Consider the following 22789-nt stretch of genomic DNA (forward strand, 5'->3'; position numbering starts at 1 on the left):
TCGGGCGTGGCTCCAGTCGCCGAACTGTCGACGATCGTGACGACGTCGCACGGCCGCCTCCGCGGCACCGCCGAGGGCGGGGTGCGGGTCTGGCGCGGCGTCGCCTACGCCGAGCAACCCGTCGGGGATCTGCGCTTCCGGGCGCCCCGGCCCTTGCAGGCCTGGACCGGGGTGCGCGATGCGACCGACCACGGTCCGCTGCCGCCGCAGGGCCGCTCCTTCGTGGGCGGCGGGCGGGACGACCCCAAGATGCGCGACGAGGCCTGCCTGACCGTCACCGTCTGGTCCCCGGACGTGTCCGGCTCGCTGCCGGTGATGGTGTGGATCCCCGGGGGTGCCTTCGTCTACGGCGCGGGGCAGCTGCAGCTCTACAACGGCTCGCGGCTGGCCGCCAACGGCAACGTCGTCGTGGTCAACGTCACCTACCGGCTGGGGGTCTTCGGCGGGTTCGAACTCGGCGACCTCGGCGCCGGTTTCGACGACAACCTCTGCCTGCGCGACCAACTCGCCGCGCTGCGCTGGATCCGGGAGAACATCGCCGCGTTCGGCGGCGATCCGGAGCAGGTGACGGTGTTCGGGGAGTCGGCGGGGGCGACGTCGGTGCTGGCGCTGCTGGCCAGCCCGGCCGCCGAGGGCCTGTTCGGGCGGGCCATCGCGCAGAGCCCGGCATTGCCGCTGATCGCCGATCGGGAGACCCGGGCGCGTCAGTCCCGGGCGTTCCTGGCCGAACTCGGTGTCGAGGCCGACGAGGTCAGGGCGCTGCCGCAACGCCGGCTGCGCCGGGCGGCCGGCCAGATCCAGTTGGAGAGCGCGGCCCAGACCCCGGTGCTGGCCTACGGGCTGACCCACGGCGTCGATCTGCTCCCGGAGCACCCGATCGACGCGGCGCGGTCGGGCCGGGTGGCGCCGGTCCCGTTGATCATCGGCACCAACAGTCACGAGGCGTCGATGTTCGCGTGGGGAAAACCGCCGATGCTGCCCACCACCGCCGCCGGCGTGGACGGGTTCTTCGCCCGCGTCGCACCTGATGCCCGGGACCGGGTACTGGCCGCCTATCCCGGGTTTCCGCGCCGGAGCGCGCTGGTCGACTTCGGCTCCGACGCCATGTTCGGCGCACCCACCTGGGCGTTCATCGATGCCTACAGCGTCGACGCGCCCACCCACGTGTACCGCTTCGACCACACCACCTGGACGTTGAAGGCGCTGGGTCTGGGCGCGACGCACGGCAGCGAGATCGTGCACATCCAGCACAGCTACAGCTCGTACCTGGGGCGCAGGCTGCACCCGCTGGGCCGCCGCGTCCAACCCTCGGTGGGCAGGCGGATGCAGCGGACCTGGCTGGACTTCGCCACCGACGGCCGCAGCGTCTGGCCGCGCTATGACGCCGAGCACCGCCGCACCCTGGTGATCCGCTCGACCCGCGATGTCACCGTGCCGGACCCGGACGGCATCCGGCGCGCGGCCTGGGCGGGGGTGTACTGAGTCAGCGGTAACGCTGGTCGGTGTAGCGGCGCAGGTTGTGCAGGAAACGCTGGAACATCCACGCCATCACCGGCTTGCCCACCCGCATGCCCAGCCGGGCGGCGCCGCCGCCCGGTTTCATCGCCATCACCCAGGTCAGGTGGCAGCCCTGCTCGGTGGGCACGATCCAGTAGTCCTCGGCGAACGCCGCGATGCTGGTGGTCGACGCCTCGTTGAATCGAAAGGCCATGTGGCTGTGCGGCTCCCAGGCCAGGAACTCCTCGTCCCCGACGATGCCGCCGCGCATGTGCACAGTGCGGGTGGTGCCGACGTCATAGGGCTGCGGACTGGTCCAGGTCACCTTGGTGATGACGGCGGCCCACTGCGGCCAGGACTGCGCGTCGGAGAGCACCTCGAACAGCTGCTCGGGACTGATCGCCAACTCGACGGTGCTGACGAAGCGGAACGGGGCATCGGAGATGAAGTCCAGGTCCACGCGCTCGCAGGGGTACATGGTCGGCACCCGCCGACCATATATGCCGCCGCACCCTGCGGGTGGACCCACTCTCTAGACTGAACAATCGTCCCGACAGTTCTTCACGAGGAGTTTTTGTGCTGCGCACCCATGCCGCCGGTTCGTTGCGGTCCACCGACGCCGGTCAGACGGTGACCCTGGCGGGTTGGGTGGCGCGCCGGCGCGACCACGGTGGCGTCATCTTCATCGACCTGCGGGACTCCTCGGGCACCTCCCAGGTGGTGTTCCGCGATGCGGCCGTGCTGGAGCAGGCCCACCGGCTGCGCGCCGAGTTCTGCGTGGCGATCACCGGTGTCGTCGAGGTGCGCCCGGAGGGCAACGCCAACGCCGAGATCGCCACCGGCGAGATCGAGGTCAATGCCACCGAGCTGACCGTGCTGGGCGAGAGCGCACCCCTGCCGTTCCAGCTGGACGAGACCGCCGGCGAGGAAGCCCGGCTCAAGTACCGCTACCTGGATCTGCGCCGCGAAGGGCCCGGCCACGCAATCCGGTTGCGCTCCAAGGTGAATGCGGCCGCCCGCGGGGTGCTCGCCGAGCACGACTTCGTGGAGATCGAGACCCCGACGCTGACCCGGTCGACGCCCGAGGGCGCCCGCGACTTCCTGGTGCCCGCCCGGCTGCAGCCCGGCTCCTTCTACGCGCTGCCGCAGAGCCCGCAGCTGTTCAAGCAGCTGCTGATGGTCGCCGGCATGGAGCGCTACTACCAGATCGCCCGGTGCTACCGGGACGAGGACTTCCGCGCCGACCGCCAGCCCGAGTTCACCCAGCTCGACATGGAGATGAGCTTCGTCGACGCCGACGACGTCATCGCCATCTCGGAAGAGGTGCTCCGGGCCGTATGGTCGACGATCGGCTACGACCTCCCCACTCCGTTGCCGCGGATCAGCTACGCCGACGCGATGCGCCGGTTCGGTTCGGACAAGCCCGATCTGCGGTTCGGCGTGGAACTTGTGGAGTGCACCGAATACTTCTCCGACACCACCTTCCGGGTGTTCCAGGCGCCCTACGTCGGCGCCGTGGTGATGGCCGGCGGGGCGTCGCAGCCCCGGCGCACGCTGGACGGTTGGCAGGAGTTCGCCAAGCAGCGTGGGCACAAGGGCCTGGCGTACGTGCTGGTCGGCGAGGACGGTGAGCTGAGCGGCCCGGTCGCCAAGAACCTCACCGATGCCGAGCGCGAGGGCCTGGCGGCGCACGTCGGCGCCGAGCCCGGTGACTGCATCTTCTTCTCGGCCGGATCGGTGAAGGCCGGCCGCGCCCTGCTCGGCGCGACCCGCATCGAGATCGCCAAGCGCCTGGATCTGATCGACCCGGCGGCGTGGGCGTTCACCTGGGTGGTGGACTGGCCGATGTTCGAGTCGGCCGAGGAGGCGACCGCCTCCGGTGACGTCGCGGTGGGCTCGGGCGCCTGGACCGCGATGCACCACGCGTTCACCTCGCCCAAGCCGGAGTCCGAGGCGACCTTCGACACCGACCCCGGCAGCGCGTTGTCCAACGCCTACGACATCGTCTGCAACGGCAACGAGATCGGCGGCGGGTCGATCCGTATCCATCGCGCCGATGTGCAGGAACGGGTGTTCGCGATGATGGGCATCGATCATGACGAGGCCCGGGACAAGTTCGGATTCCTGCTGGACGCCTTCAACTACGGTGCGCCGCCGCACGGCGGCATCGCCTTCGGCTGGGACCGGATCACCGCGCTGCTGGCCGGCGTCGACTCGATCCGTGAGGTCATCGCGTTCCCCAAGTCGGGTGGCGGCGTGGACCCGTTGACCGATGCGCCCGCGCCGATCACCGCGCAGCAGCGCAAGGAATCGGGAATAGACGCCAAGCCGGAAAAGCTGGACAAGGCATGAGCGAAGCTTGCGAGCGAATCATCGGACCTGAATGCGGCAGCCGAGCCTGCGAGGCAGTCGCATGACAGACGAACTCGACAAGGACAAGCTCGTCGCCGACACCGCGGCGTTGGACGACTTCAACCGCGCCATCGTCGAGGAGTTCCGGGCCAACGCCGGAAAGGTCGGCGGACCCTTCGCGGGGGCGACCCTGGTGCTGCTGCACACCACCGGTGCCAAGTCGGGCAAGCCGCGGCTGTCGCCGCTGGCCTATCTGGAGATCGACGGCAAGGTGCTGATCGTCGGCTCCTACGCCGGGGCTCCGTCCAACCCGGCCTGGGTGCACAACCTGCGGGCGAACCCGAAGGCCCGCATCGAGGTGGGTACCGACAGCTACGAGGTCGTCGCCCGCGAACTGCCCGCAGATGAGCGCGATGCGACCTACCCGAAGATCATCGCGTTGGCGCCGGTGTTCGCCGAGTACCAGGCCAAGACGACGCGGGCGATCCCGTTGTTCGAATTGACGCGCGCGTAGCAAACGCCCCTCCCGGGCGATCGGACTTCGCCTTATGCTGTGCGTTGGCTCTGCATTTCGTATGCTCACCCCGACTGACTGTGTTGGGGGAGATGCGGGGGAATCAGTGGCCGAACTCGTCGTGCGCGATCCGGCGCCGAACACCGTGGACTACATGGATCACGCATCCTACGTCGCGCTGCGGGCGCTGCGCCGCGGCCCGGTGGGGCAGTCGGTGTGGATCTACGAGCGCGGCGTCGACCTGGACGGTCTGCGCCGGTTCCAGCGCAACCTAAAACACACGTTGCTCGGCCGGCGCATCGAGCGGTCGCCACTTCCGTTCGGCCGGCATCGCTGGGTGGCCTGCGCCGGCCCGGACAGCATCGCCGTCGCCACCGGTGAACGGGCCCGCTCTCAGGTATGGGAGTGGGCCAACGAGCGGGCCAGGATCCCGGTCGACCCGGAGGACGGTCCGCCATGGCATCTGGCGGTGCAACCGCTGATCGGTGGGGGATCGGCGGTGTCACTGGTGTTCTCGCACACCATCGCCGACGGGGCCGCCTCCACGCTGTCGATCGTGTCCGCCGTGGAGGGCCGGAAATGGAACCTCGGCTATCCGGCGCCGGGTTCGCGGACCTTCGGCAAAGCGCTGCGTGAAGATCTGCTGTCCACGCTGCGATCGCTGCCCGCAATCCCGTCATCGGTGGTCGGTACCGTGCGCCTGCAGCGCCGGCAGGCGGCCGAAACCCCCAGGACCGGGAAGGCCGGTGTGCCGGCACCGGCGGCGTCGTCGGGATCGAAGGAACCGGTCACCGTGCCGATGGTGGCCGCGAGCGTCGACGTGGCGAGCTTCGATGCCAAGGTCGCCGAACTCGGCGGCACCCGCAACGCGTTCGTCGCCGCGCTGGCGGCCCGGCTCGGCCACGCCCTGGACCGGATCGACACCGACGGGAACGTGATGCTGACGTTCCCGGTCAGTGAACGCACCGAGGGTGATACCCGCGGCAACGCGCTGAACGTCATCACGGTGACGGTGGACCCCGAGACCGTGCTGACCGATCTCGCCGTGCTGCGAAAGGCGGTCAAGGATGCGCTGGTCCAGATGCAGGCCACCCGGGACGCCATGATGGCGCCGCTGCCGTTGATTCCGTTCGTGCCGAAATCGCTGATGGCCGCCGTCGAGAAGGCGGTGCTGCAGCAGGGGCAGCCGATCGGGTGCTCGAACGCCGGGGACATGCCGCCGGCCCTGAGCCGGATCGACGGTACCGAAGCGGACTTCTTCATCGGCCGGATGATCGAGAACGGCGTCACCGAGGACGCTTTCGCCCGCCGCGGTGGGCATCTGGCGCTCGGCGTCACGATCGCAGGTGGCACCGTCGCCATCAGCATCGCGTCCTGGAAGGTCGGCGGACCGAACTCGGCGTCGGCCCTGGCCGACGCCGTCGGAAAGGCCTTCGCCGACTTCGGGCTGCCGCCGACGATCGAGTGGTGAGGCTATAACCGCTCGATGATGGTGGCGTTGGCCATGCCGCCGCCCTCACACATGGTCTGCAGGCCGTACCGGGCGCCGCGCTGCTGCAGCGCGTTGACCAGGGTGGTCATGATCCGGGCCCCGCTGGCGCCCAGCGGGTGCCCGATCGCGATGGCGCCGCCGTTGACGTTCACCCTTTGGAGTAAGGCCGAGTCAGATCGTCCGCCCATTTCGGCCGCCCAACTCAACACCACCGGGGCGAAGGCCTCGTTCACCTCGAAGAGATCGATGTCGTCCAGGCTCAGCCCGGCGCGCCGCAACACCTTCTCGGTGGCCGGGATGACACCGGTCAGCATGTAGAGCGGGTCGGAGCCCACCACGGCGGTGGTGTGGATGCGCGCCAGCGGGGTGAGTCCGAGCGTGCGTGCGGTCGCCCCGCTGGTGATCATCACCGCGGCGCTGCCGTCGGACAGCGGCGACGAGTTGCCCGGGGTGACCTCCCAGTTGATCTGCGGGAACCGGGCGGCGTAGGCCTCGTTGTAGAACGCCGGGCGCAGCCCGGCGAGGGTGTCGACCGACGTGCCGGGACGGATGATCTCGTCGGTGTTCAACCCGGCGATGGGGGCCAGTTCGGTGTCGAACAGGCCGTCCTTGGTGGCGGCGGCCGCCTTCTCGTGGCTGCCCGCCGAGAATTCGTCGAGTTGGGCGCGCGACAGATTCCACTTCGCCGCGATGAGCTCGGCACTGATGCCCTGGGGGACAAGGCCTTCGGAGTAGCGGGCGGTCATGTCCCGGCCGAACGGGTCACTGCCGGGCAGTACCGAGGAGCCCATCGGCACCCGCGACATCGATTCGACGCCGGCGGCGATCACGATGTCGTAGGCGCCGGCCTGCACACCCTGGGCGGCGAAGCTGATGGCCTGCTGGCTGCTGCCGCACTGGCGGTCCACGGTGGTACCGGGAACCGATTCCGGGAATCCGGCGCCGAGCAGCGCGTTGCGGGCGATGTTCACCGCTTGATCACCGACCTGGGTGACGGCGCCGGCGATGACGTCGTCGACCAGGGCGGGGTCGACGCCGGTGCGGGCGATCAGCTCGCGGAGGCTGTGTGCCAGCAGATCGGCGGGCAACACCTCGTGCAGGCCGCCGCCCGGCTTACCCTTGCCGACCGGTGTGCGCACGGCGCCGACGATGACCGCATCGCGGTCCGAGAATCCTGACATGTGTCCTCCTGAACCAGAGTCTGGGTATCGCTATAACAACCCAGCTGTCGCGGAGATTCCGGTCGGATCACCCGCGGGCTTTTGGACCGAAGATATTGACTATCCTGTTAAAATCTGCTGGCGGGTATGCTGACCGACGTAATTCAGTAGACCCGTAGCAAAGTCGACTGCGTGCAGGGGGGCCCGTACGCGCCGGCCGAGTCATCGCGGCACGGAAAGGGCCCCCGATACATGAGCGACGCCGCCGACAACACGCTGGCCTATATGGACCAAGGCTCGTACCTGGGGCTGCGTGCCCTGGGCCGGGGACCGGTGATCCAGTACGTGTGGATCTACGAGCGTGGGGTCGACATGGACGGCCTGCGACGATTTCACCGCAATCTGTCCGGCGGGCTGCTCGGCAGACTCGTCGAACGATCCTCCATCCCGTTCGGGCGGCACCACTGGGTCCGGTCCGGTGAGCCGACCGGAATCGACATCTCCGCCGTCGAGCGCCGCCGCGACGAGATGTGGGACTTCGTCGACGAGCGCGCCAACGTGCCCGTCGATCCCGAGTTCGGGCCGCCGTGGCACGTCGGGGTGCAGCCCCTCGTCGAGGGCGGCGCGGTCGTCACCCTGGTGGTGTCGCACACCGTGGCCGACGCCGGTGCCCTGATTGAATCCATCATCGGTGCCGTCGACGGCACCGACCGCAACCTCGGCTATCCGGCTCGCGGATCGCGCACCCGCCGGCAGGCGCTGCGCGAGGACACCCGCACCACGCTGCGGGCGCTGGGCGAGGTTCCCGCCGCCGTGATCGGCGCGGCCCGCATCGCCCGCGAGCAGTCCGGGGACCTGTCCGAGTCGGCGAAGGCCGCCGCGCCCGCCTCGGCCGTCCGGCACCCGCAGCGCCCGGTCAACCTGCCCACCGTCGCGGTGCGCGTGGACGAGGCCGAATGGGATGCCCGGGCCAAAGCCCTCGGCGGATCCAGCAATGCCCTGCTCGCCGGGATCGCCGCCCGCATCGGCGTCATCGTCGGCAGGGTGGACGCCGACGGCAAGGCGATGCTCTCGCTCCCGGTCAGCGAGCGGGTCGCCGACGACACCCGGGGCAACGCGCTGAACACCATCACCGTCATGGCGGACGGGCATACCTCGCCGGGCGATCTGAGCCCCATCCGGGCGGACATCAAGTCGGCGCTCATCGAGTGCGCCGACAAGCGCGAACGGCTGCTGGCGCCGTTGCCGCTGGCGCCCTACACACCGAGATTCCTGCTGCGCCGGCTGGAGAAACTGGTTCTCAAGGTCGGCAAGCCGATCGGCTCGTCCAACTCCGGCCCGCTGCCCGAGCAGGTGAACCGCCCGGACGGCACGCCCGCGGACCTCTTCTTCGCCACCTCCCCGGAGCCCGGACTCACCGCCGGTGACCTGGAGCGGATGGGCGGCCGCATGCTGCTGGCCGCCGGCTCCGTCGGCGGCGCCGTCTGCATCTCGGTCGCGTCCTGGGAACCCGGAGCGCCGAATACCAAAGACGCCCTTATGCAATCGGTCAAGGAAGCCTTCTATGATTTCGAGCTCAACGCCGTGATGGAGTAGCGCCGCCCGACGCGTGCGCGATGCGATCCCGAGCGACCTGTGATGGGATCGGACGCTATGGGAATCAAAGTGGCGCTGGAGCACCGCACCACCTACACCTTCGACAGGCTGGTCGACGTGCACCCGCATGTGGTGCGGTTGCGCCCGGCCCCGCATTCGCGCACCCCGATCGAGGCCTACTCACTGCACGTCGAACCGGCCGACCATTTCGTCAACTGGCAGCAGGACGCCTTCGGCAACTTCGTGGCGCGCCTGGTGTTCCCGACCCGGGCCCGCAGCCTGTCGATCACCGTCGGGCTGATCGCCGACATGTTGGTCATCAACCCGTTCGACTTCTTCATCGAGGAATGGGCGGAGACGGTCCCGTTCAGCTATCCCAAGGAGCTGCTCGCCGACCTCGAACCGTTCCTGCGCCCGGTCGACGAGGACGGCGCCGGATCCGGCCCGGGCCCGGTGGTCAGCGAGTGGGTGCGCAGCTTCCACATCGCCGAGGGCACCCCCACCATCGACTTCCTGGTCAAGCTCAACGCGGCGGTGCGGGCCGACGTCGGCTACAGCGTGCGGATGGAACCCGGTGTGCAGACACCGGATTTCACGCTGCGCAGCGGTATCGGCTCATGCCGGGATTCGGCCTGGCTGCTGGTGTCCATCCTTCGTCAACTCGGGTTGGCCGCCCGCTTCGTCTCCGGTTACCTGGTCCAGCTGACCTCCGACATCGCCGCCCTCGACGGGCCGTCCGGCCCGGCCGCCGACTTCACCGACCTGCACGCCTGGACCGAGGTGTACATCCCCGGGGCCGGCTGGATCGGGATGGACCCGACCTCCGCGCTGTTCGCCGGGGAGGGGCACATCCCGCTGTCGGCCACCCCGCACCCGTCCTCCGCAGCGCCCATCGCCGGCGCCACCGGGCCCTGCGAATCCACGCTGGACTTCAGCAACATCGTCACCCGCATCCACGAGGATCCGCGGGTCACCCTGCCCTACACCGACGAAGCGTGGGGGGCGATCAACGCGCTCGGCGAGCAGATCGATCGGCGGCTCGCCGCGGCCGATGTGCGCCTGACCGTCGGCGGGGAACCGACCTTCGTCTCGATCGACAACCAGACCGATCCCGAATGGACCACCGAGGCGGACGGCCCGCACAAACGCGAGCGCGCGTCCGCACTGGCCGAGCGGCTGCGCACGCTGTGGGCGCCCACCGGCCTGGTGCAACGCACCCAGGGCAAGTGGTATCCGGGAGAACCGTTGCCGCGCTGGCAGATCGGCCTGCACTGGCGCACCGACGGTGAACCGCTGTGGAACGATCCGGCACTGCTGGCCGATCCGTGGGCCGAAACCGAGCCCGTCGCCGCCCCTGCCGGCGCGGGAGCCGACCTGCTCGCCGCGATCGCCGACGGGATGGGGTTGCCCCGCACGCAGGTGCGCCCCGCCTTCGAAGATCCGCTGGCCCGGCTGGCCGCGGCGGTGCGACGCCCGGCGGGGGACCCGGTCGACCCGGGCGAGGACCTGGCCGACGACGATCCGGTGCGGCGCGTCCACCTGCTCGCCCGGCTGGATGCCTCCGTCGACGAACCCGCGGCCCACGTGCTGCCGCTGCACCGGCGCGAGGACGACAACGGCTGGGCGAGCGCGGACTGGAGGATGCGGCGCGGCCGAATCGTGTTGCTGGCCGGTGATTCCCCGGCGGGCCTGCGACTACCGCTGGACTCGATCAGCTGGGTTCCACCCCGCCCGGAGTTCGATGCCGACCCGACCGCGCCCCGGACCGAGTTGGGCGTCGATGCGGCGGGCCGACCCCCGGCGGAGGTCGAGGAGGCCGCGACCAAACCCACCACGGCGTTGGTGGCCGAGGTACGCGACGGGCTGCTCTACGTCTACCTGCCGCCCACCACCGATCTGGAGCATTTCGTCGACCTGGTGTCGCGGGTCGAACGGGCCGCGGCCACCATCGCGGTGCCGGTGGTCATCGAAGGCTACGGACCCCCGCGTGATGCCCGGCTCACCTCGATGAGCGTCACCCCCGATCCCGGCGTCATCGAGGTGAACGTCGCGCCCACAGCCAGTTTCGCCGAGCAGAAGGCGCAACTGGAGGCGCTTTACGAGCAGGCCCGGCTGGCCCGGCTGTCCACCGAGTCGTTCGGCGTGGACGGCACCCACGGCGGTACCGGCGGTGGCAACCACATCACCCTGGGCGGTGTGACACCTGCGGAGTCCCCGCTGCTGCGGCGCCCGGATCTGCTGGTGTCCATGCTGACCTATTGGCAGCGGCACCCGGCGCTGTCCTATCTGTTCGCCGGCCGGTTCATCGGCACCACGTCGCAGGCGCCGCGGGTGGACGAGGGCCGGGCGGAGTCGTTGTACGAGTTGGAGATCGCGTTCGCCGAGATCGCGCGGCTGTCGGAGGAGGGGGCCCCTCACGCCTGGATCACCGACCGGGCCCTGCGTCACCTGCTCACCGACATCACCGGCAACACCCACCGCGCCGAGTTCTGCATCGACAAGCTCTACAGCCCGGACAGTCCCACCGGCCGGCTCGGACTGCTGGAACTGCGCGGGTTCGAGATGCCGCCGCACCATCAGATGGCGATGGTGCAGTCGCTGCTGGTGCGCGCGCTGATCTCCTGGTTCTGGGAGCAACCGCTGCGCGCCCCGCTGATCCGGCACGGCGCCAACCTGCACGGTCGATATCTGCTGCCGCACTTCCTGATTCAAGACATTGCCGATGTGGCCGCCGACCTGCGGGCGCATGGGGTGCAGTTCGAGACCAGCTGGCTGGACCCGTTCACCGAGTTCCGGTTCCCGCGGATCGGCACCGCCGTGTTCGACGGTGTCGAGATCGAGCTGCGCGGGGCCATCGAGCCATGGAACGTGCTCGGAGAGGAATCCACCGGCAGCGGCACCGCCCGGTACGTCGATTCCTCGGTGGAACGGGTCCAGGTGCGCCTCGTCGGCGCCGACCGTCACCGGCACGTCGTCACCGTCAACGGGCACCCGATCCCGTTGCTGGCCACCGGCAAGGAGGACGTCCAGGTCGGGGGAGTCCGGTACCGGGCCTGGCAACCGCCCAGCGCGCTGCACCCCACCATCACCGTCGACGGGCCGCTGTGTATCGAGCTCATCGACACCGCGACCGGGATGTCCCGCGGCGGGTGCACCTACCACGTGGCCCACCCCGGCGGCCGGTCCTACGACACCCCGCCGGTGAACGCCGTCGAGGCCGAGTCGCGGCGCGGCCGCCGGTTCGAGGCCACCGGATTCAGCCCGGGACGTGTGGATATGGCCGATCTCCGGGAGAAGCAGGCCCGTCAGTCCACCGATACGGGTGCGCCGGGCATCCTGGACCTACGCCGGGTGCGTACCGTTCTGCGTTGATGGTTCTTCGTACGCACTCCCCATCCGAGCCCGGCGGCGGGATCTCGGGCGCGCCGACGCGCGCGTCCGATGTGCTCACCGCATACCGGGCCCGTCGTGCTCAGCAACCGCTGTTCGACGTCCGTGGCGCGCTCGGCACCGGATACGACGAGTTCATCGATGCCGCCGGTGACATCCGACCCGGATGGCAGGAACTGGCCGATTGCATCGCCGAGCGAGGCCGCGGCGGACTGGACCGGCTGCGCAACACGGTGCGCAACCTGGTCGACGATGACGGCATCACCTACGTGCGGGTCGATCAGAACGCCCCGACCGAGGACGCGGTGGCCGAACCCTGGCGCCTGGACGCGCTGCCACTGCTGATCTCCACCACCGACTGGGACACCCTGGAAGCCGGGCTGGTGCAGCGTTCCCGGCTGCTGGACGCGGTCCTGACCGACCTCTACGGGGAGCGCAGGTCGATCACCAGCGGTGTGCTGCCTCCGCAGTTGCTGTTCGCGCACCCCGGCTATGTGCGGGCCGCACACGGGATCCAGGTGCCGGGCCGACACCAGCTGTTCCTGCACGGCTGCGACGTCAGCCGCAACACCGCCGGGTCCTTCGTCGTCAATGCGGACTGGACGCAGGCGCCGTCGGGCGCCGGCTACGCGCTGGCCGGCCGCCGGGTCATCGCGCACGCCGCCTCCGACATGTACGAGCGGATCGCCCCGCGCCCGGCATCGCCGTGGGCGCAGGCGCTGCGACTGGCGCTCATCGACGCCGCACCCGAATCCGCCGCCGAACCGATGGTGGTGGTGCTCAGCCCGGGCACCCAGTCCGAGACCGCCTTCGACCAGGCCTATCTGGCCGGCGTGCTCGGCTTCCCGCTGGTGGAGAGTGCCGATCTGGTGGTGCGCGAGGGCAGACTGTGGATGAGGTCGCTGGGCACCCTCAAGCGCGTCGACGTGGTGCTGCGCCGGGTGGACGCCGGTTACGTCGACCCCCTGGATCTGCGGCCGGACTCCCGACTCGGTGTGGTCGGCCTGGTCGAGGTGATGCGCCGCGGCGCGGTCACCGTGGTGAATACCCTCGGCAGCGGAATCCTGGAAAGCCCTGGGCTGCTTCACTTCCTGCCCCAACTCGCGGAGATGCTGGTGGGGGAGACCCCGATGCTGGCCTCGCCGCAGACCTATTGGGGCGGCGTCGACGTGGAACGTTCGCACCTGCTGTCGCACCTGGGCTCGCTGTTGGTCAAACCCACCACCGGCGGCGACACGATCGTCGGCCCCGCGCTGACGGCGGCGCAGCGCGACGAACTCGCCGCCCGGATCGCAGCCGAGCCGTGGCGCTGGATCGGCCAGGAACCTCCGCAATTCTCCTCGGCGCCAACGGACTACCACCCCGGTGGCGTGTCCGCCGCGGAGGTCGGGGTGCGCCTGTTCACCGTTGCGCAGCGCGGTGGATACGCGCCGATGAGCGGTGGCCTGGGCTTTCTGCCGGCGCCGGGCAACAGTGCCTACACCATGGATACCGTTGCGGCCAAGGATGTCTGGGTGCGCACCCCGGACCGGGCCAGGGCGGTGCCCAGCCCGGCGGTGGACCTGCCGGTCATGACGCCGAGCCCGACCCGGTCGATCACCTCGCCGCGTGTGCTGTCCGACCTGTTCTGGCTGGGCCGGTACGCCGAACGCGCGGAGCAGACGGCGCGTCTGCTCACCGTCACCCGCGAGCGGTACCACGAATACCGCTACCGCCAGGACATGGAGGAGAGCCAATGCGTGCCGGTGCTGCTCGGTGCCATCGGAGCGCTCACCGGAACCGACACCGGCGCAGGCGATGACGATCATGAGGCGATCGCGGTGGCACCCAGCACGCTGTGGTCGCTGACCGCCGACCGCCGCCGCCCGGGTTCGTTGGCCCAATCGGTCGAGCGGCTCGGACAGGCGGCCCGCGGTGTGCGCGACCAGATGTCCAACGACACCTGGATGGTCCTGGCTGCGGTGGAGCGTGCGGTGGCGCTGAACAAGACCGGGTCACCGCCCGATTCCCATGCGCCCGCGGACGCCTACCTGCTGACCGCGCACACCCAGACCCTGGCCGGCATGCTGGCACTGTCCGGGATGGCCGCCGAGTCGATGGTTCAGGACATCGGCTGGACCATGATGGACATCGGCAAGCGCATCGAACGCGGGCTCGGGCTGACCGCGTTGCTGCGCGCCACGCTGGGCACCGTGCGGCCGCCGGGCGCCGAGCAGGCCGTCACCGAGTCGATGCTGGTGGCCTGCGAATCGTCGGTGATCTACCGGCGCCGGACGCTGGGCAAGATCAGCGTGTCCGCGGTGGCCGACCTGTTGCTCTTCGACAGCGAGAACCCGAGGTCGCTGGTGTTCCAGTTCGAGCGGCTGCGGGCCGATCTCAAACGGCTGCCGTCCGCGTCGGGTACCTCCCGGCCGGAACGGCTGGCCGACGAGATCGCCGCCACGCTGCGCCGGGCCGACCCCGATGACCTGGAGATCATCGCGGCGGACGGCACCCGCGCCGAACTCGTCGAGCTGCTCGACGGTCTGCACACCGAGTTGCGGGAGTTGTCGAGTCGGATCGCCGCGGCCCATCTCTGTCTGCCGACCGGTATCCAGCCGCTGTGGGGTCCCGACGAGCGGAGGCAGCTGCCGTGACCCTGCCCGCAACGCGAAGCTACGAGATCACCCACCGCACCACCTACCGGTACTCCGACGATGTCACCAGTTCCTACGGCCGGGGGTTTTTGACCCCACGGGAGACCGCCGGGCAACGCTGCCTGTCCCACGAACTGGTCATCGAGCCGGAGACCGCGGACAGCACCACCAGCCGCGACGTGTTCGGAAACGTCAGCTCCTATTTCCATGTCACCGAACCGCATCGGGTGCTGTCGGTGACCAGCCACTCCATGGTCGAGGTGGACCCGCCGTCACCGGAGCTCTACAGCGGGGGTTCGGCCCGCGCTCCCTGGGAGATCTCGCGGCCGGTCGGACCGGACGGCGCGCTGGCCTGCGAGTTCACCCTGGACCTGGTGTCCGCGGAGATCACCGACGAGGTACGCGCTTATGCCGCACCGAGTTTCATCCCCGGGCGCCCGCTGATCGATGTGCTGCGCGACCTGAATGCGCGGATATACACCGATTTCACCTACCGCTCCGGGTCGACGACGGTGTCCACCCGGGTCGCCGAGGTGCTGGCCGCCCGCGAAGGTGTCTGCCAGGACTTCGCCCGGCTGGCGATCGCCTGCCTGCGGGCCAACGGCCTGGCGGCCAGCTACGTGTCGGGTTATCTGGCCACCGATCCGCCGCCGGGACGGGAACGGATGGTCGGGGTGGACGCCACCCACGCCTGGGCCTCGGTGTGGACCCCGCAGAACCAGTGGCTGGGCCTGGATCCGACCAATGACCAGATGGTCGACGAACGTTATGTGGTGGTCGGTTTGGGACGGGACTACGCCGACGTTCCGCCGCTGCGCGGCATCATCTACACCGAATCGAAGCGCAGCGTGATCGAAGTCTCGGTCGATGTGGCGCCGCGCTGAGGCAGATCCGGTTTAGGCAGGGGCCCGACGGGGCACGTTCTAGCGGGCGCGGACCGGCCGCGCCTCAGGGAGGGGCGGGCCGTGCGGGATTTCCATTGCCCCAATTGTGGTCAGCGGTTGGCATTCGAGAACTCGAAGTGCCTGTCGTGCGGTGCCAGGTTGGGGTTCTCGCTCGACGATATGGCGCTGTTGGTGATCGCCCCGGAGCAGGAGAGCGAACACGCCGGGGCGGTCGATGAGCGCAAGTACCGGCTGTGCGCGAATCTATATCTGGCAGAGTGCAACTGGCTGGTGGAGAAGGGCCCCGTCGTCAAACTCTGCCAGTCCTGCACGCTGACCCGGACCCGTCCCGACGATGCGGACGGTAAGGCGCTCGCGGCGTTCGCCGTCGCGGAGAAGGCCAAACGCAGGATGATCGCCGAACTGCACGAGCTCAAGTTGCCGATCGTCGGCCGCGATGAGGACCCGGACTACGGGCTGGCCTTCGACCTGCTCTCCAGCGAGCAGGAGAAGGTGTTCACCGGGCACGCCAACGGGGTCATCACCCTCGATCTCGCCGAGGGTGACGATGTGCACCGCGAGCAGCTCCGGGTGGCCATGGAGGAGCCCTACCGCACCCTGCTCGGGCACTTCCGGCATGAGATCGGGCACTACTACTTCTACCGGCTGGTCAGCGGGTCACCGGAGTATCTGCAACAGTTCAACGATCTGTTCGGCGACCCCGACCTCGACTACCAGGCGGCGCTGGACCGGCACTACAGCGAGGGCGCACCGGCGGGGTGGGAGGCCACCTACGTGTCGTCCTACGCCACCATGCACCCGGCCGAGGACTGGGCCGAGACCTTCGCTCACTACCTGCACATCCGTGACACCCTGGACACCGCGGCGGCCTTCGGGTTCGCACCGGCCGGCGCCACGTTCGACCGGCGGGCGCTGGGGCCCAGCGGATTCGACACCATCATCGATCTGTGGCTGCCGCTGGCCTGGTCGCTGAACATGGTCAACCGGTCGATGGGGCACCCCGACCTGTATCCGTTCGTGCTGCCCGCGGCGGTGCTGGAGAAGATGTGCTTCGTGCACACCGTGATCGACGAGGTCACCGGCTGATCAAGATGCCGTGACGAGGGCATGTCGCAACGGGGTCTTCGCGGCGGGCATTTCTAGTATCGCCGGGTGACTGATCGCTACGGCTCCGACATCCTGTCCCGTAACCCGCACACCCCGAAGGGCGTTCGGTCCGTCGAGCACCCCGCCGACAAGGGGCTGGTGGTCGAGGACCCGACGAGCGGTTTCGTCGGCGCGGTGGTGCGGATCGAGAATGGCCGGGTGGACCTGGAGGACCGCAACCGCCGGGTGCGGTCGTTCCCGCTGGGGCCGGGGTTCCTGGTCGAGGGCAAACCGGTGATCCTGACCGTGCCGAAGACGGCGCCCAAGGCGCCCACGCGCACCGCGTCGGGATCGGTGGCCGTCCCCGGCGCCAAGGCCCGCGTCGCACTGGCCAGCCGCATCTACGTGGAGGGCCGCCACGACGCCGAACTCGTCGAACAGGTGTGGGGTGCGGACCTGCGGATCGAGGGCGTCGTCGTGGAATACCTGGGCGGCGTGGACGATCTGAGTGCCATCGTCGCCGAGTTCAATCCCGGTCCCGGCCGCCGGCTCGGTGTGCTGGTCGACCATCTGGTGGCCGGTTCCAAGGAGTCCCGGATCGCCGAGGCGGTCCGGCGCGGCCCCGGCGGGGAGCACACCCTGGTGGTCGGGCACCCGTTCGTCGACATCTGGCAGGCGGTCAAGCCGGCCCGGCTGGGGATGAAGGAGTGGCCGGTGATCCCGCGCAACGTGGAGTGGAAGCACGGTATCTGTGAGGCGCTGGGCTGGCCGCACGCCGATCAGGCCGATATCGCCGGGGCCTGGCAGCGGATCCGCGGCCGGGTGCGGGACTGGACCGACCTGGAGCCGGCGCTGATCGGGCGGGTCGAGGAACTGATCGACTTCGTGACGGCCCCGGCCTAGATCCAGCACGGCCCCGGCGACCAACTAGCGTTGAGGCGTGGCAGACAGTCTGTTCGATATGCCCGGCGACACCCCGCCCGGCGACGCCCTGCCCGCGGCCGCCAGTCCGCTGGCCGTCCGGATGCGCCCGGCGAACCTCGACGACGTCGTGGGCCAGCAGCATCTGCTCAAACCGGGATCGCCGCTGCGCCGCCTCGTCGAGGGGTCCGGCGCGGCCAGCGTCATCCTCTACGGTCCGCCGGGCACCGGTAAGACCACGCTCGCGTCGCTGATCTCCGGGGCGACCGGCCGGCGGTTCGAGGCGTTGTCCGCGCTCAGCGCCGGGGTCAAAGAGGTGCGCGCCGTCATCGAGGAGGCCCGGCGCGCCGCCATCCGCGGACAGCAGACCGTGCTGTTCATCGACGAGGTGCACCGGTTCTCCAAGACTCAGCAGGACGCCCTGCTGGCGGCGGTGGAGAACCGGGTGGTGCTGCTGGTTGCGGCCACCACCGAGAATCCGTCCTTCTCGGTGGTCGCGCCGCTGCTCAGCCGGTCGCTGATCCTGCAGCTGCAACCGCTGGGGCCCGACGAGGTGCGCACCGTCCTGGTGCGTGCGGCCACCGATGTGCGCGGGCTGGGCGGCAAGGTGCCCATCGCCGAGGATGCACTCGATCTGCTGGTCAAGCTGTCCGCCGGCGATGCCCGCCGCGCTCTCACCGCGCTCGAGGTGGCCGCCGAAACGGCCGGCGGCGCGGGCGGCACCGTCACCGTCGAGGTGGTGGAGCAGTCGCTGGACCAGGCCGCCGTCCGCTATGACCGCGACGGTGATCAGCACTACGACGTGGTGAGCGCGTTCATCAAGTCGGTGCGCGGGTCGGACGTGGACGCCGCGCTGCACTACCTGTCCCGGATGCTGTCCGCGGGGGAGGACCCGCGGTTCATCGCACGCCGGCTGATGATCCTGGCCAGCGAGGACATCGGGATGGCGGATCCGACGGCGCTGCCGACCGCGGTCGCCGCCGCGCAGACGGTGCAGTTGATCGGCATGCCGGAGGCTCAGCTGACGCTGGCGCACGCGACGGTGCACCTGGCGACGGCACCGAAGTCCAACGCGGTGACCACCGCGCTGGGCGCCGCCATGGGCGACATCCGGGCCGGCAAGGCCGGGCTGGTGCCGCCGCATCTGCGCGACGGGCACTACGCAGGCGCCCAGAAACTGGGCAATGCGGTGGGCTACAAGTACGCCCACGACGCGCCGGGTGGTGTTGCGTCCCAACAGTATCCACCCGACGAGCTGGTCGGGGTGGACTACTACCACCCGACCGGATACGGCGCCGAGCGGGAGATTTCCACCCGGCTGGAGAAACTGCGCGCGATCGTCCGCCGCAAGCGGTAGCCCGTCAGACCAGCTCGGGCACCCGCAGGTGGGCGATGACGAGTTCGAACTCTCCCTCGTCCACCTCGGAGGCTCCGGCGCTGCGCATCGAATCGGCCTTCAGCGCGGTCATCCGGTCCCGGCTGCTCTCCAGGGCGTCCCGGCTGTGGAACGAGGCGCAGGCCACACCGCGCCCGGTTCTGCGATCCACCAGCAGGCTGGCGCTGCAGAACCCGGGCAGGTGCTCCATCTGCGGCAGCACCGACCCGCGGAAGTATTCGATGCCCGCGTCCATCAGGTCCTGTGGCAGCGTCACCCAGGTCGCCCGGACGCACGCGCCCGGGTCCGAGCTGTGCTCGCGGTGCAGGGCCGCGATGTCCCAGTGTTCGGCGGTCGACGTCCCGCCGAGGATCTCCGCGGCCCGGTCCCGCAGTCTCGTCGCCGCATCGGCGCTGTCGAGCATCGCCTCCTCGGAGTCCCAGGACGTCGTCGAGATGCACCGGCCCGAGGCCCGGTCGACCATCGCGGACAGGCCGACCCAACCCGGCATCTCGTGCAGTGCCGGCATGACCACATCGCGTATGTGGGTGATCCCGGCGTCGATGGATTCGGGCCGCGCCATCACCGTGGTAGAGCGTGCGAACACGATCCACCCCCTTTACAAACGGGGCAGCGCCCCGGCGGCGCCACCGGTCGAGTTCAACTGTCCTCCGTTCTCCAGCCTCGTAGGCTGGAAACGATGAACACCGAAGTACTCGATGTGGACACCGCGCGCCGCCGGGTCGTCGACCTCACCCCGGCGGTGCGTGACTTCTGCGCCCGGCGGGGGGACGGACTCTGCAATGTCTTCGTCCCGCACGCCACCGCGGGCCTGGCGGTCATCGAGACCGGCGCGGGATCCGATGAGGACCTGCTCGACGCGCTGGAGCGGCTGCTGCCGCGTGACGACAGGTACCGGCACGCGCACGGTTCGCCCGGTCACGGCGCCGATCATGTGCTGCCCGGTTTGGTGTCACCGTCGGTCACCGTGCCGGTCGGTGACGGGCAGCCGCTACTGGGAACCTGGCAGAGCATCGTGCTGGTGGATCTCAACAGGGACAACCCGCGTCGTTCGGTGCGGCTGAGCTTCCTGTCGGGCTGACGGTTCGGGCTGGTCGGCGACCGGTACTGTGGTGCGGTCGAAGTTCGCAGGTTAACCGAAGGAACAGCACGTGCAGACACACGAGATCAGGAAACGCTTCCTCGATCATTTCGTGAAAGCGGGACATACCGAGGTGCCCAGCGCATCGGTGGTTCTCGACGACCCCAACCTGCTGTTCGTGAATGCCGGCATGGTGCAGTTCGTGCCGTATTTCCTCGGCGCCCGGACCCCGCCGTACGACACCGCCACCAGCGTGCAGAAGTGCATCCGCACTCCTGACATCGAAGAGGTGGGCATCACCACCCGGCACAACACCTTCTTCCAGATGGCCGGCAACTTCAGCTTCGGCAACTACTTCAAGAAGGGCGCCATCGAACTGGCGTGGACCCTGCTGACCAATCCGGTCTCCGAGGGCGGCTACGGGTTCGACCCGGAGCGGCTGTGGGCCACCGTCTATCTCGACGACGACGAGGCCATCGAGCTGTGGCAGGAGGTCGCCGGGTTGCCGCCCGAGCGCATCCAGCGCCGCGGCATGGCCGACAACTACTGGTCGATGGGCATTCCCGGGCCGTGCGGGCCGTGCTCGGAGATCTATTACGACCGCGGTCCCGACTACGGCGTCGACGGTGGGCCGGCGGCCAACGAGGACCGCTACATCGAGATCTGGAATCTCGTGTTCATGCAGAACGAGCGCGGCGAGGGCACCTCGAAGGACGACTTCGAGATTCTCGGGCCGCTGCCGCGTAAGAACATCGACACCGGCATGGGTGTCGAGCGCATCGCGTGCCTGCTGCAGGGTGTGGACAACGTCTACGAGACCGACCTGGTGCGCCCCGTCATCGACCTGGTCGCCGGGATCGCCCCGCGCGGCTACGGGCAGGGCAATCACACCGACGATGTGCGCTACCGCATCATCGGCGACCACAGCCGCACCGCGGCCATCATCATCGGCGACGGAGTCACCCCCGGTAACGAGGGCCGTGGCTACGTGCTGCGCCGGCTGCTGCGCCGCATCATCCGGGCGGCCCGGTTGCTCGGGGTGGAGCGCCCGATCATGGCCGACCTGATGGCCACCGTGCGCGACGAGATGGGGCAGTCCTACCCGGAACTGGTGGCCGACTTCGACCGGATCAACCGGATCGCGGTGGCCGAGGAGACGGCGTTCAACCGGACGCTGGCGTCGGGGTCCAAGCTGTTCGACGACGCGGCCGAGGCGACGCGTGCCGCCGGCAAATCGACGCTGTCGGGCACGGACGCGTTCACCCTGCACGACACCTACGGATTCCCGATCGACCTCACCCTGGAGATGGCGGCCGAGGCCGGTCTGACCGTCGACGAGGAGGGCTTCCGCGGCCTGATGGCCGAGCAGCGCCGGCGTGCCAAGGCCGACGCGGCCGCCCGCAAGCAGGCGCACGCCGACCTGTCGGCCTACCGCGAACTCGTCGACAGCGGGCCCACCGAGTTCACCGGGTTCGACGAATTGAGCTCGCAGGCAAGCATTCTCGGCATCTTCGTCGATGGCAAGCGGGTCCCGGTGGTGTCCCACGAGGCCGCCAAGGGCCAGCAGGTCGAACTGATCCTGGACCGCACGCCGTTCTACGCCGAATCCGGCGGCCAGATCGCCGACGAGGGCGCCATCTCCGGCACCGGTTCGTCCGAGACCGCCAAGGCTGCCGTCACCGACGTGCAGAAGATCGCGAAAACCCTGTGGGCACACCGTATCTCGGTGGAGTCCGGGGAGTTCGTCGAAGGCGACACCGTCATCGCCGAGGTCGACCCGAAGTGGCGCCACGGCGCGACCCAGGGCCATTCCGGCACGCACATGGTGCACGCCGCGCTGCGGGAGGTGCTCGGCCCCAACGCCGTGCAGGCGGGCTCGCTGAACCGGCCCGGCTACCTGCGGTTCGACTTCAACTGGCAGGGCTCGTTGTCCGACGAACAACGAGCGCGGATCGAGGCCGTCGCCAACGAGGCGGTGCAGGCCGATTTCGCGGTGAACACCTTCAACACGGGCCTCGAGCAGGCCAAGGCGATGGGCGCGATGGCGCTGTTCGGCGAGAACTACCCCGACGAGGTCCGGGTGGTCGAGATCGGCGGGCCGTTCTCCCTGGAACTCTGCGGCGGCACGCACGTGCGCAGCTCCGCCCAGATCGGTCCGGTCACCGTGCTCGGCGAATCCTCGGTCGGCTCGGGTGTGCGCCGCGTGGAGGCCTTCGTCGGGCTGGAATCGTTCCGGCACCTGTCCAAGGAACGCGCGCTGATGGCCGGTCTGGCCTCGTCGTTGAAGGTGCCCTCCGAAGAGGTCCCGGCCCGGGTGGCCAACCTGGTGGAACGGCTGAAGGCCGCCGAGAAGGAGCTCGACCGGGTCCGGCTGGCGACCGCCCGCGCCGCGGCAGCAAATGCCGCTGCCGGAGCGGAAGTTGTCGGTAAGGTGCGTCTCGTGGCTCAGCGTATGGCCGGAGGAATCTCCGGAGGGGATCTGCGCAGCCTCGTCGGCGACATCAAGGGCAAGCTGGGTTCGGACCCGGCGGTCGTCGCGCTGATCAGTGAGGGCGAGGATGACGCCGTGCCGTTCGTGGTGGCGGTCAACCCGGCCGCGCAGGATCTCGGTCTGAGCGCCAACGACCTGGTGAAGACGTTGGGGGCGGCCGTCAACGGCCGCGGGGGTGGCAAGGCCGATCTGGCCCAGGGGTCCGGTAAGGGGGCGGCGGGTATCGACGCGGCATTGGCCGCGCTGCACGCAGAGATCGCCCGGAGCTAGCC

Annotated in this window: 16 protein-coding genes; 13 read left to right on the forward strand and 3 right to left on the reverse strand. The window is 69.5% G+C overall.

Going from position 1 to position 22789, the window contains the following annotated elements:
• The first annotated feature begins 6 nt into the window (after positions 1-6).
• Positions 7-1482, forward strand: coding sequence for a carboxylesterase/lipase family protein (locus K0O62_RS13050; protein WP_073854544.1), 1476 nt, complete (start codon positions 7-9; stop codon positions 1480-1482).
• Between the two features lies 1 nt (position 1483).
• On the opposite strand, the gene K0O62_RS13055 is transcribed toward K0O62_RS13050, so the two are convergent.
• Positions 1484-1975, reverse strand: coding sequence for an SRPBCC family protein (locus K0O62_RS13055; RefSeq protein ID WP_073854546.1), 492 nt, complete (start codon positions 1973-1975; stop codon positions 1484-1486).
• A 98-nt stretch (positions 1976-2073) separates the two neighbouring features.
• On the opposite strand from K0O62_RS13055, the gene aspS reads away from it, so the two are divergent.
• The 3 genes from aspS (at position 2074) to K0O62_RS13070 (ending at position 5834) form a co-directional block, all read left to right on the forward strand.
• Complete coding sequence (aspS, locus tag K0O62_RS13060) at positions 2074-3849, forward strand: aspartate--tRNA ligase (RefSeq protein ID WP_073854548.1); 1776 nt, start codon at positions 2074-2076, stop codon at positions 3847-3849.
• A 61-nt stretch (positions 3850-3910) separates the two neighbouring features.
• A complete protein-coding gene (locus tag K0O62_RS13065) occupies positions 3911-4363 on the forward strand; it encodes a nitroreductase family deazaflavin-dependent oxidoreductase (RefSeq protein ID WP_073854550.1) in 453 nt (150 codons plus the stop codon).
• Positions 4364-4469: 106 nt separating this feature from the next.
• A complete protein-coding gene (locus K0O62_RS13070) occupies positions 4470-5834 on the forward strand; it encodes a hypothetical protein (protein ID WP_234799980.1) in 1365 nt (454 codons plus the stop codon).
• A gap of 2 nt (positions 5835-5836) precedes the next feature.
• Here K0O62_RS13070 and K0O62_RS13075 read toward each other — a convergent pair whose 3' ends face one another.
• A complete protein-coding gene (locus K0O62_RS13075; protein WP_073854552.1) occupies positions 5837-7036 on the reverse strand; it encodes a thiolase family protein in 1200 nt (399 codons plus the stop codon).
• A 231-nt stretch (positions 7037-7267) separates the two neighbouring features.
• Here K0O62_RS13075 and K0O62_RS13080 point away from each other — a divergent pair, with 231 nt between their 5' ends.
• The 7 genes from K0O62_RS13080 (at position 7268) to K0O62_RS13110 (ending at position 18906) form a co-directional block, all read left to right on the forward strand.
• Complete coding sequence (locus tag K0O62_RS13080; protein ID WP_073854554.1) at positions 7268-8611, forward strand: hypothetical protein; 1344 nt, start codon at positions 7268-7270, stop codon at positions 8609-8611.
• Positions 8612-8668: 57 nt separating this feature from the next.
• Positions 8669-11983, forward strand: coding sequence for a transglutaminase family protein (locus K0O62_RS13085; RefSeq protein ID WP_073854556.1), 3315 nt, complete (start codon positions 8669-8671; stop codon positions 11981-11983).
• Positions 11983-14637 carry a circularly permuted type 2 ATP-grasp protein gene (locus K0O62_RS13090; protein WP_079244602.1) on the forward strand — a complete coding sequence of 885 codons (2655 nt, stop codon included), beginning with the start codon at positions 11983-11985 and terminating at the stop codon, positions 14635-14637. Before K0O62_RS13085 ends, K0O62_RS13090 begins: the two co-directional genes overlap by 1 nt.
• A complete protein-coding gene (locus K0O62_RS13095) occupies positions 14634-15521 on the forward strand; it encodes a transglutaminase family protein (protein ID WP_073854558.1) in 888 nt (295 codons plus the stop codon). The genes K0O62_RS13090 and K0O62_RS13095 overlap by 4 nt, the downstream gene beginning before the upstream one ends.
• 81 nt (positions 15522-15602) lie before the next feature.
• On the forward strand, positions 15603-16628 hold the full coding sequence (locus tag K0O62_RS13100; RefSeq protein WP_073854560.1) for a zinc-binding metallopeptidase family protein: 1026 nt from the start codon (positions 15603-15605) through the stop codon (positions 16626-16628).
• 66 nt (positions 16629-16694) lie between these two features.
• Positions 16695-17531: a DUF3097 domain-containing protein gene (locus tag K0O62_RS13105; RefSeq protein ID WP_073854564.1), complete on the forward strand. Its 837-nt coding sequence runs from the start codon at positions 16695-16697 to the stop codon at positions 17529-17531.
• 37 nt (positions 17532-17568) lie between these two features.
• Complete coding sequence (locus K0O62_RS13110; RefSeq protein ID WP_073854567.1) at positions 17569-18906, forward strand: replication-associated recombination protein A; 1338 nt, start codon at positions 17569-17571, stop codon at positions 18904-18906.
• Positions 18907-18910: 4 nt separating this feature from the next.
• On the opposite strand, the gene K0O62_RS13115 is transcribed toward K0O62_RS13110, so the two are convergent.
• Positions 18911-19531: an antibiotic biosynthesis monooxygenase gene (locus tag K0O62_RS13115; protein ID WP_073854569.1), complete on the reverse strand. Its 621-nt coding sequence runs from the start codon at positions 19529-19531 to the stop codon at positions 18911-18913.
• A 93-nt stretch (positions 19532-19624) separates the two neighbouring features.
• On the opposite strand from K0O62_RS13115, the gene K0O62_RS13120 reads away from it, so the two are divergent.
• Both K0O62_RS13120 and alaS read left to right on the forward strand, forming a co-directional pair.
• Positions 19625-20026 carry a secondary thiamine-phosphate synthase enzyme YjbQ gene (locus tag K0O62_RS13120; protein WP_073854571.1) on the forward strand — a complete coding sequence of 134 codons (402 nt, stop codon included), beginning with the start codon at positions 19625-19627 and terminating at the stop codon, positions 20024-20026.
• Positions 20027-20096: 70 nt separating this feature from the next.
• Complete coding sequence (alaS, locus tag K0O62_RS13125; RefSeq protein WP_073854573.1) at positions 20097-22787, forward strand: alanine--tRNA ligase; 2691 nt, start codon at positions 20097-20099, stop codon at positions 22785-22787.
• Positions 22788-22789 lie beyond the last annotated feature (2 nt).

The sequence above is a fragment of the Mycolicibacterium diernhoferi genome (assembly GCF_019456655.1).
GTDB lineage: Bacteria > Actinomycetota > Actinomycetes > Mycobacteriales > Mycobacteriaceae > Mycobacterium > Mycobacterium diernhoferi.

What these genes read in the sequence shown, in the direction of transcription:
- K0O62_RS13055 (WP_073854546.1), bottom strand. Translation starts at nt 1,975, where the DNA reads ATGTACCCCTGCGAGCGCGTGGACCTGGACTTCATCTCCGATGCCCCG.
- K0O62_RS13065 (WP_073854550.1), top strand. Translation starts at nt 3,911, where the DNA reads ATGACAGACGAACTCGACAAGGACAAGCTCGTCGCCGACACCGCGGCG.
- K0O62_RS13075 (WP_073854552.1), bottom strand. Translation starts at nt 7,036, where the DNA reads ATGTCAGGATTCTCGGACCGCGATGCGGTCATCGTCGGCGCCGTGCGC.
- K0O62_RS13080 (WP_073854554.1), top strand. Translation starts at nt 7,268, where the DNA reads ATGAGCGACGCCGCCGACAACACGCTGGCCTATATGGACCAAGGCTCG.
- K0O62_RS13085 (WP_073854556.1), top strand. Translation starts at nt 8,669, where the DNA reads ATGGGAATCAAAGTGGCGCTGGAGCACCGCACCACCTACACCTTCGAC.
- K0O62_RS13090 (WP_079244602.1), top strand. Translation starts at nt 11,983, where the DNA reads ATGGTTCTTCGTACGCACTCCCCATCCGAGCCCGGCGGCGGGATCTCG.
- K0O62_RS13120 (WP_073854571.1), top strand. Translation starts at nt 19,625, where the DNA reads ATGAACACCGAAGTACTCGATGTGGACACCGCGCGCCGCCGGGTCGTC.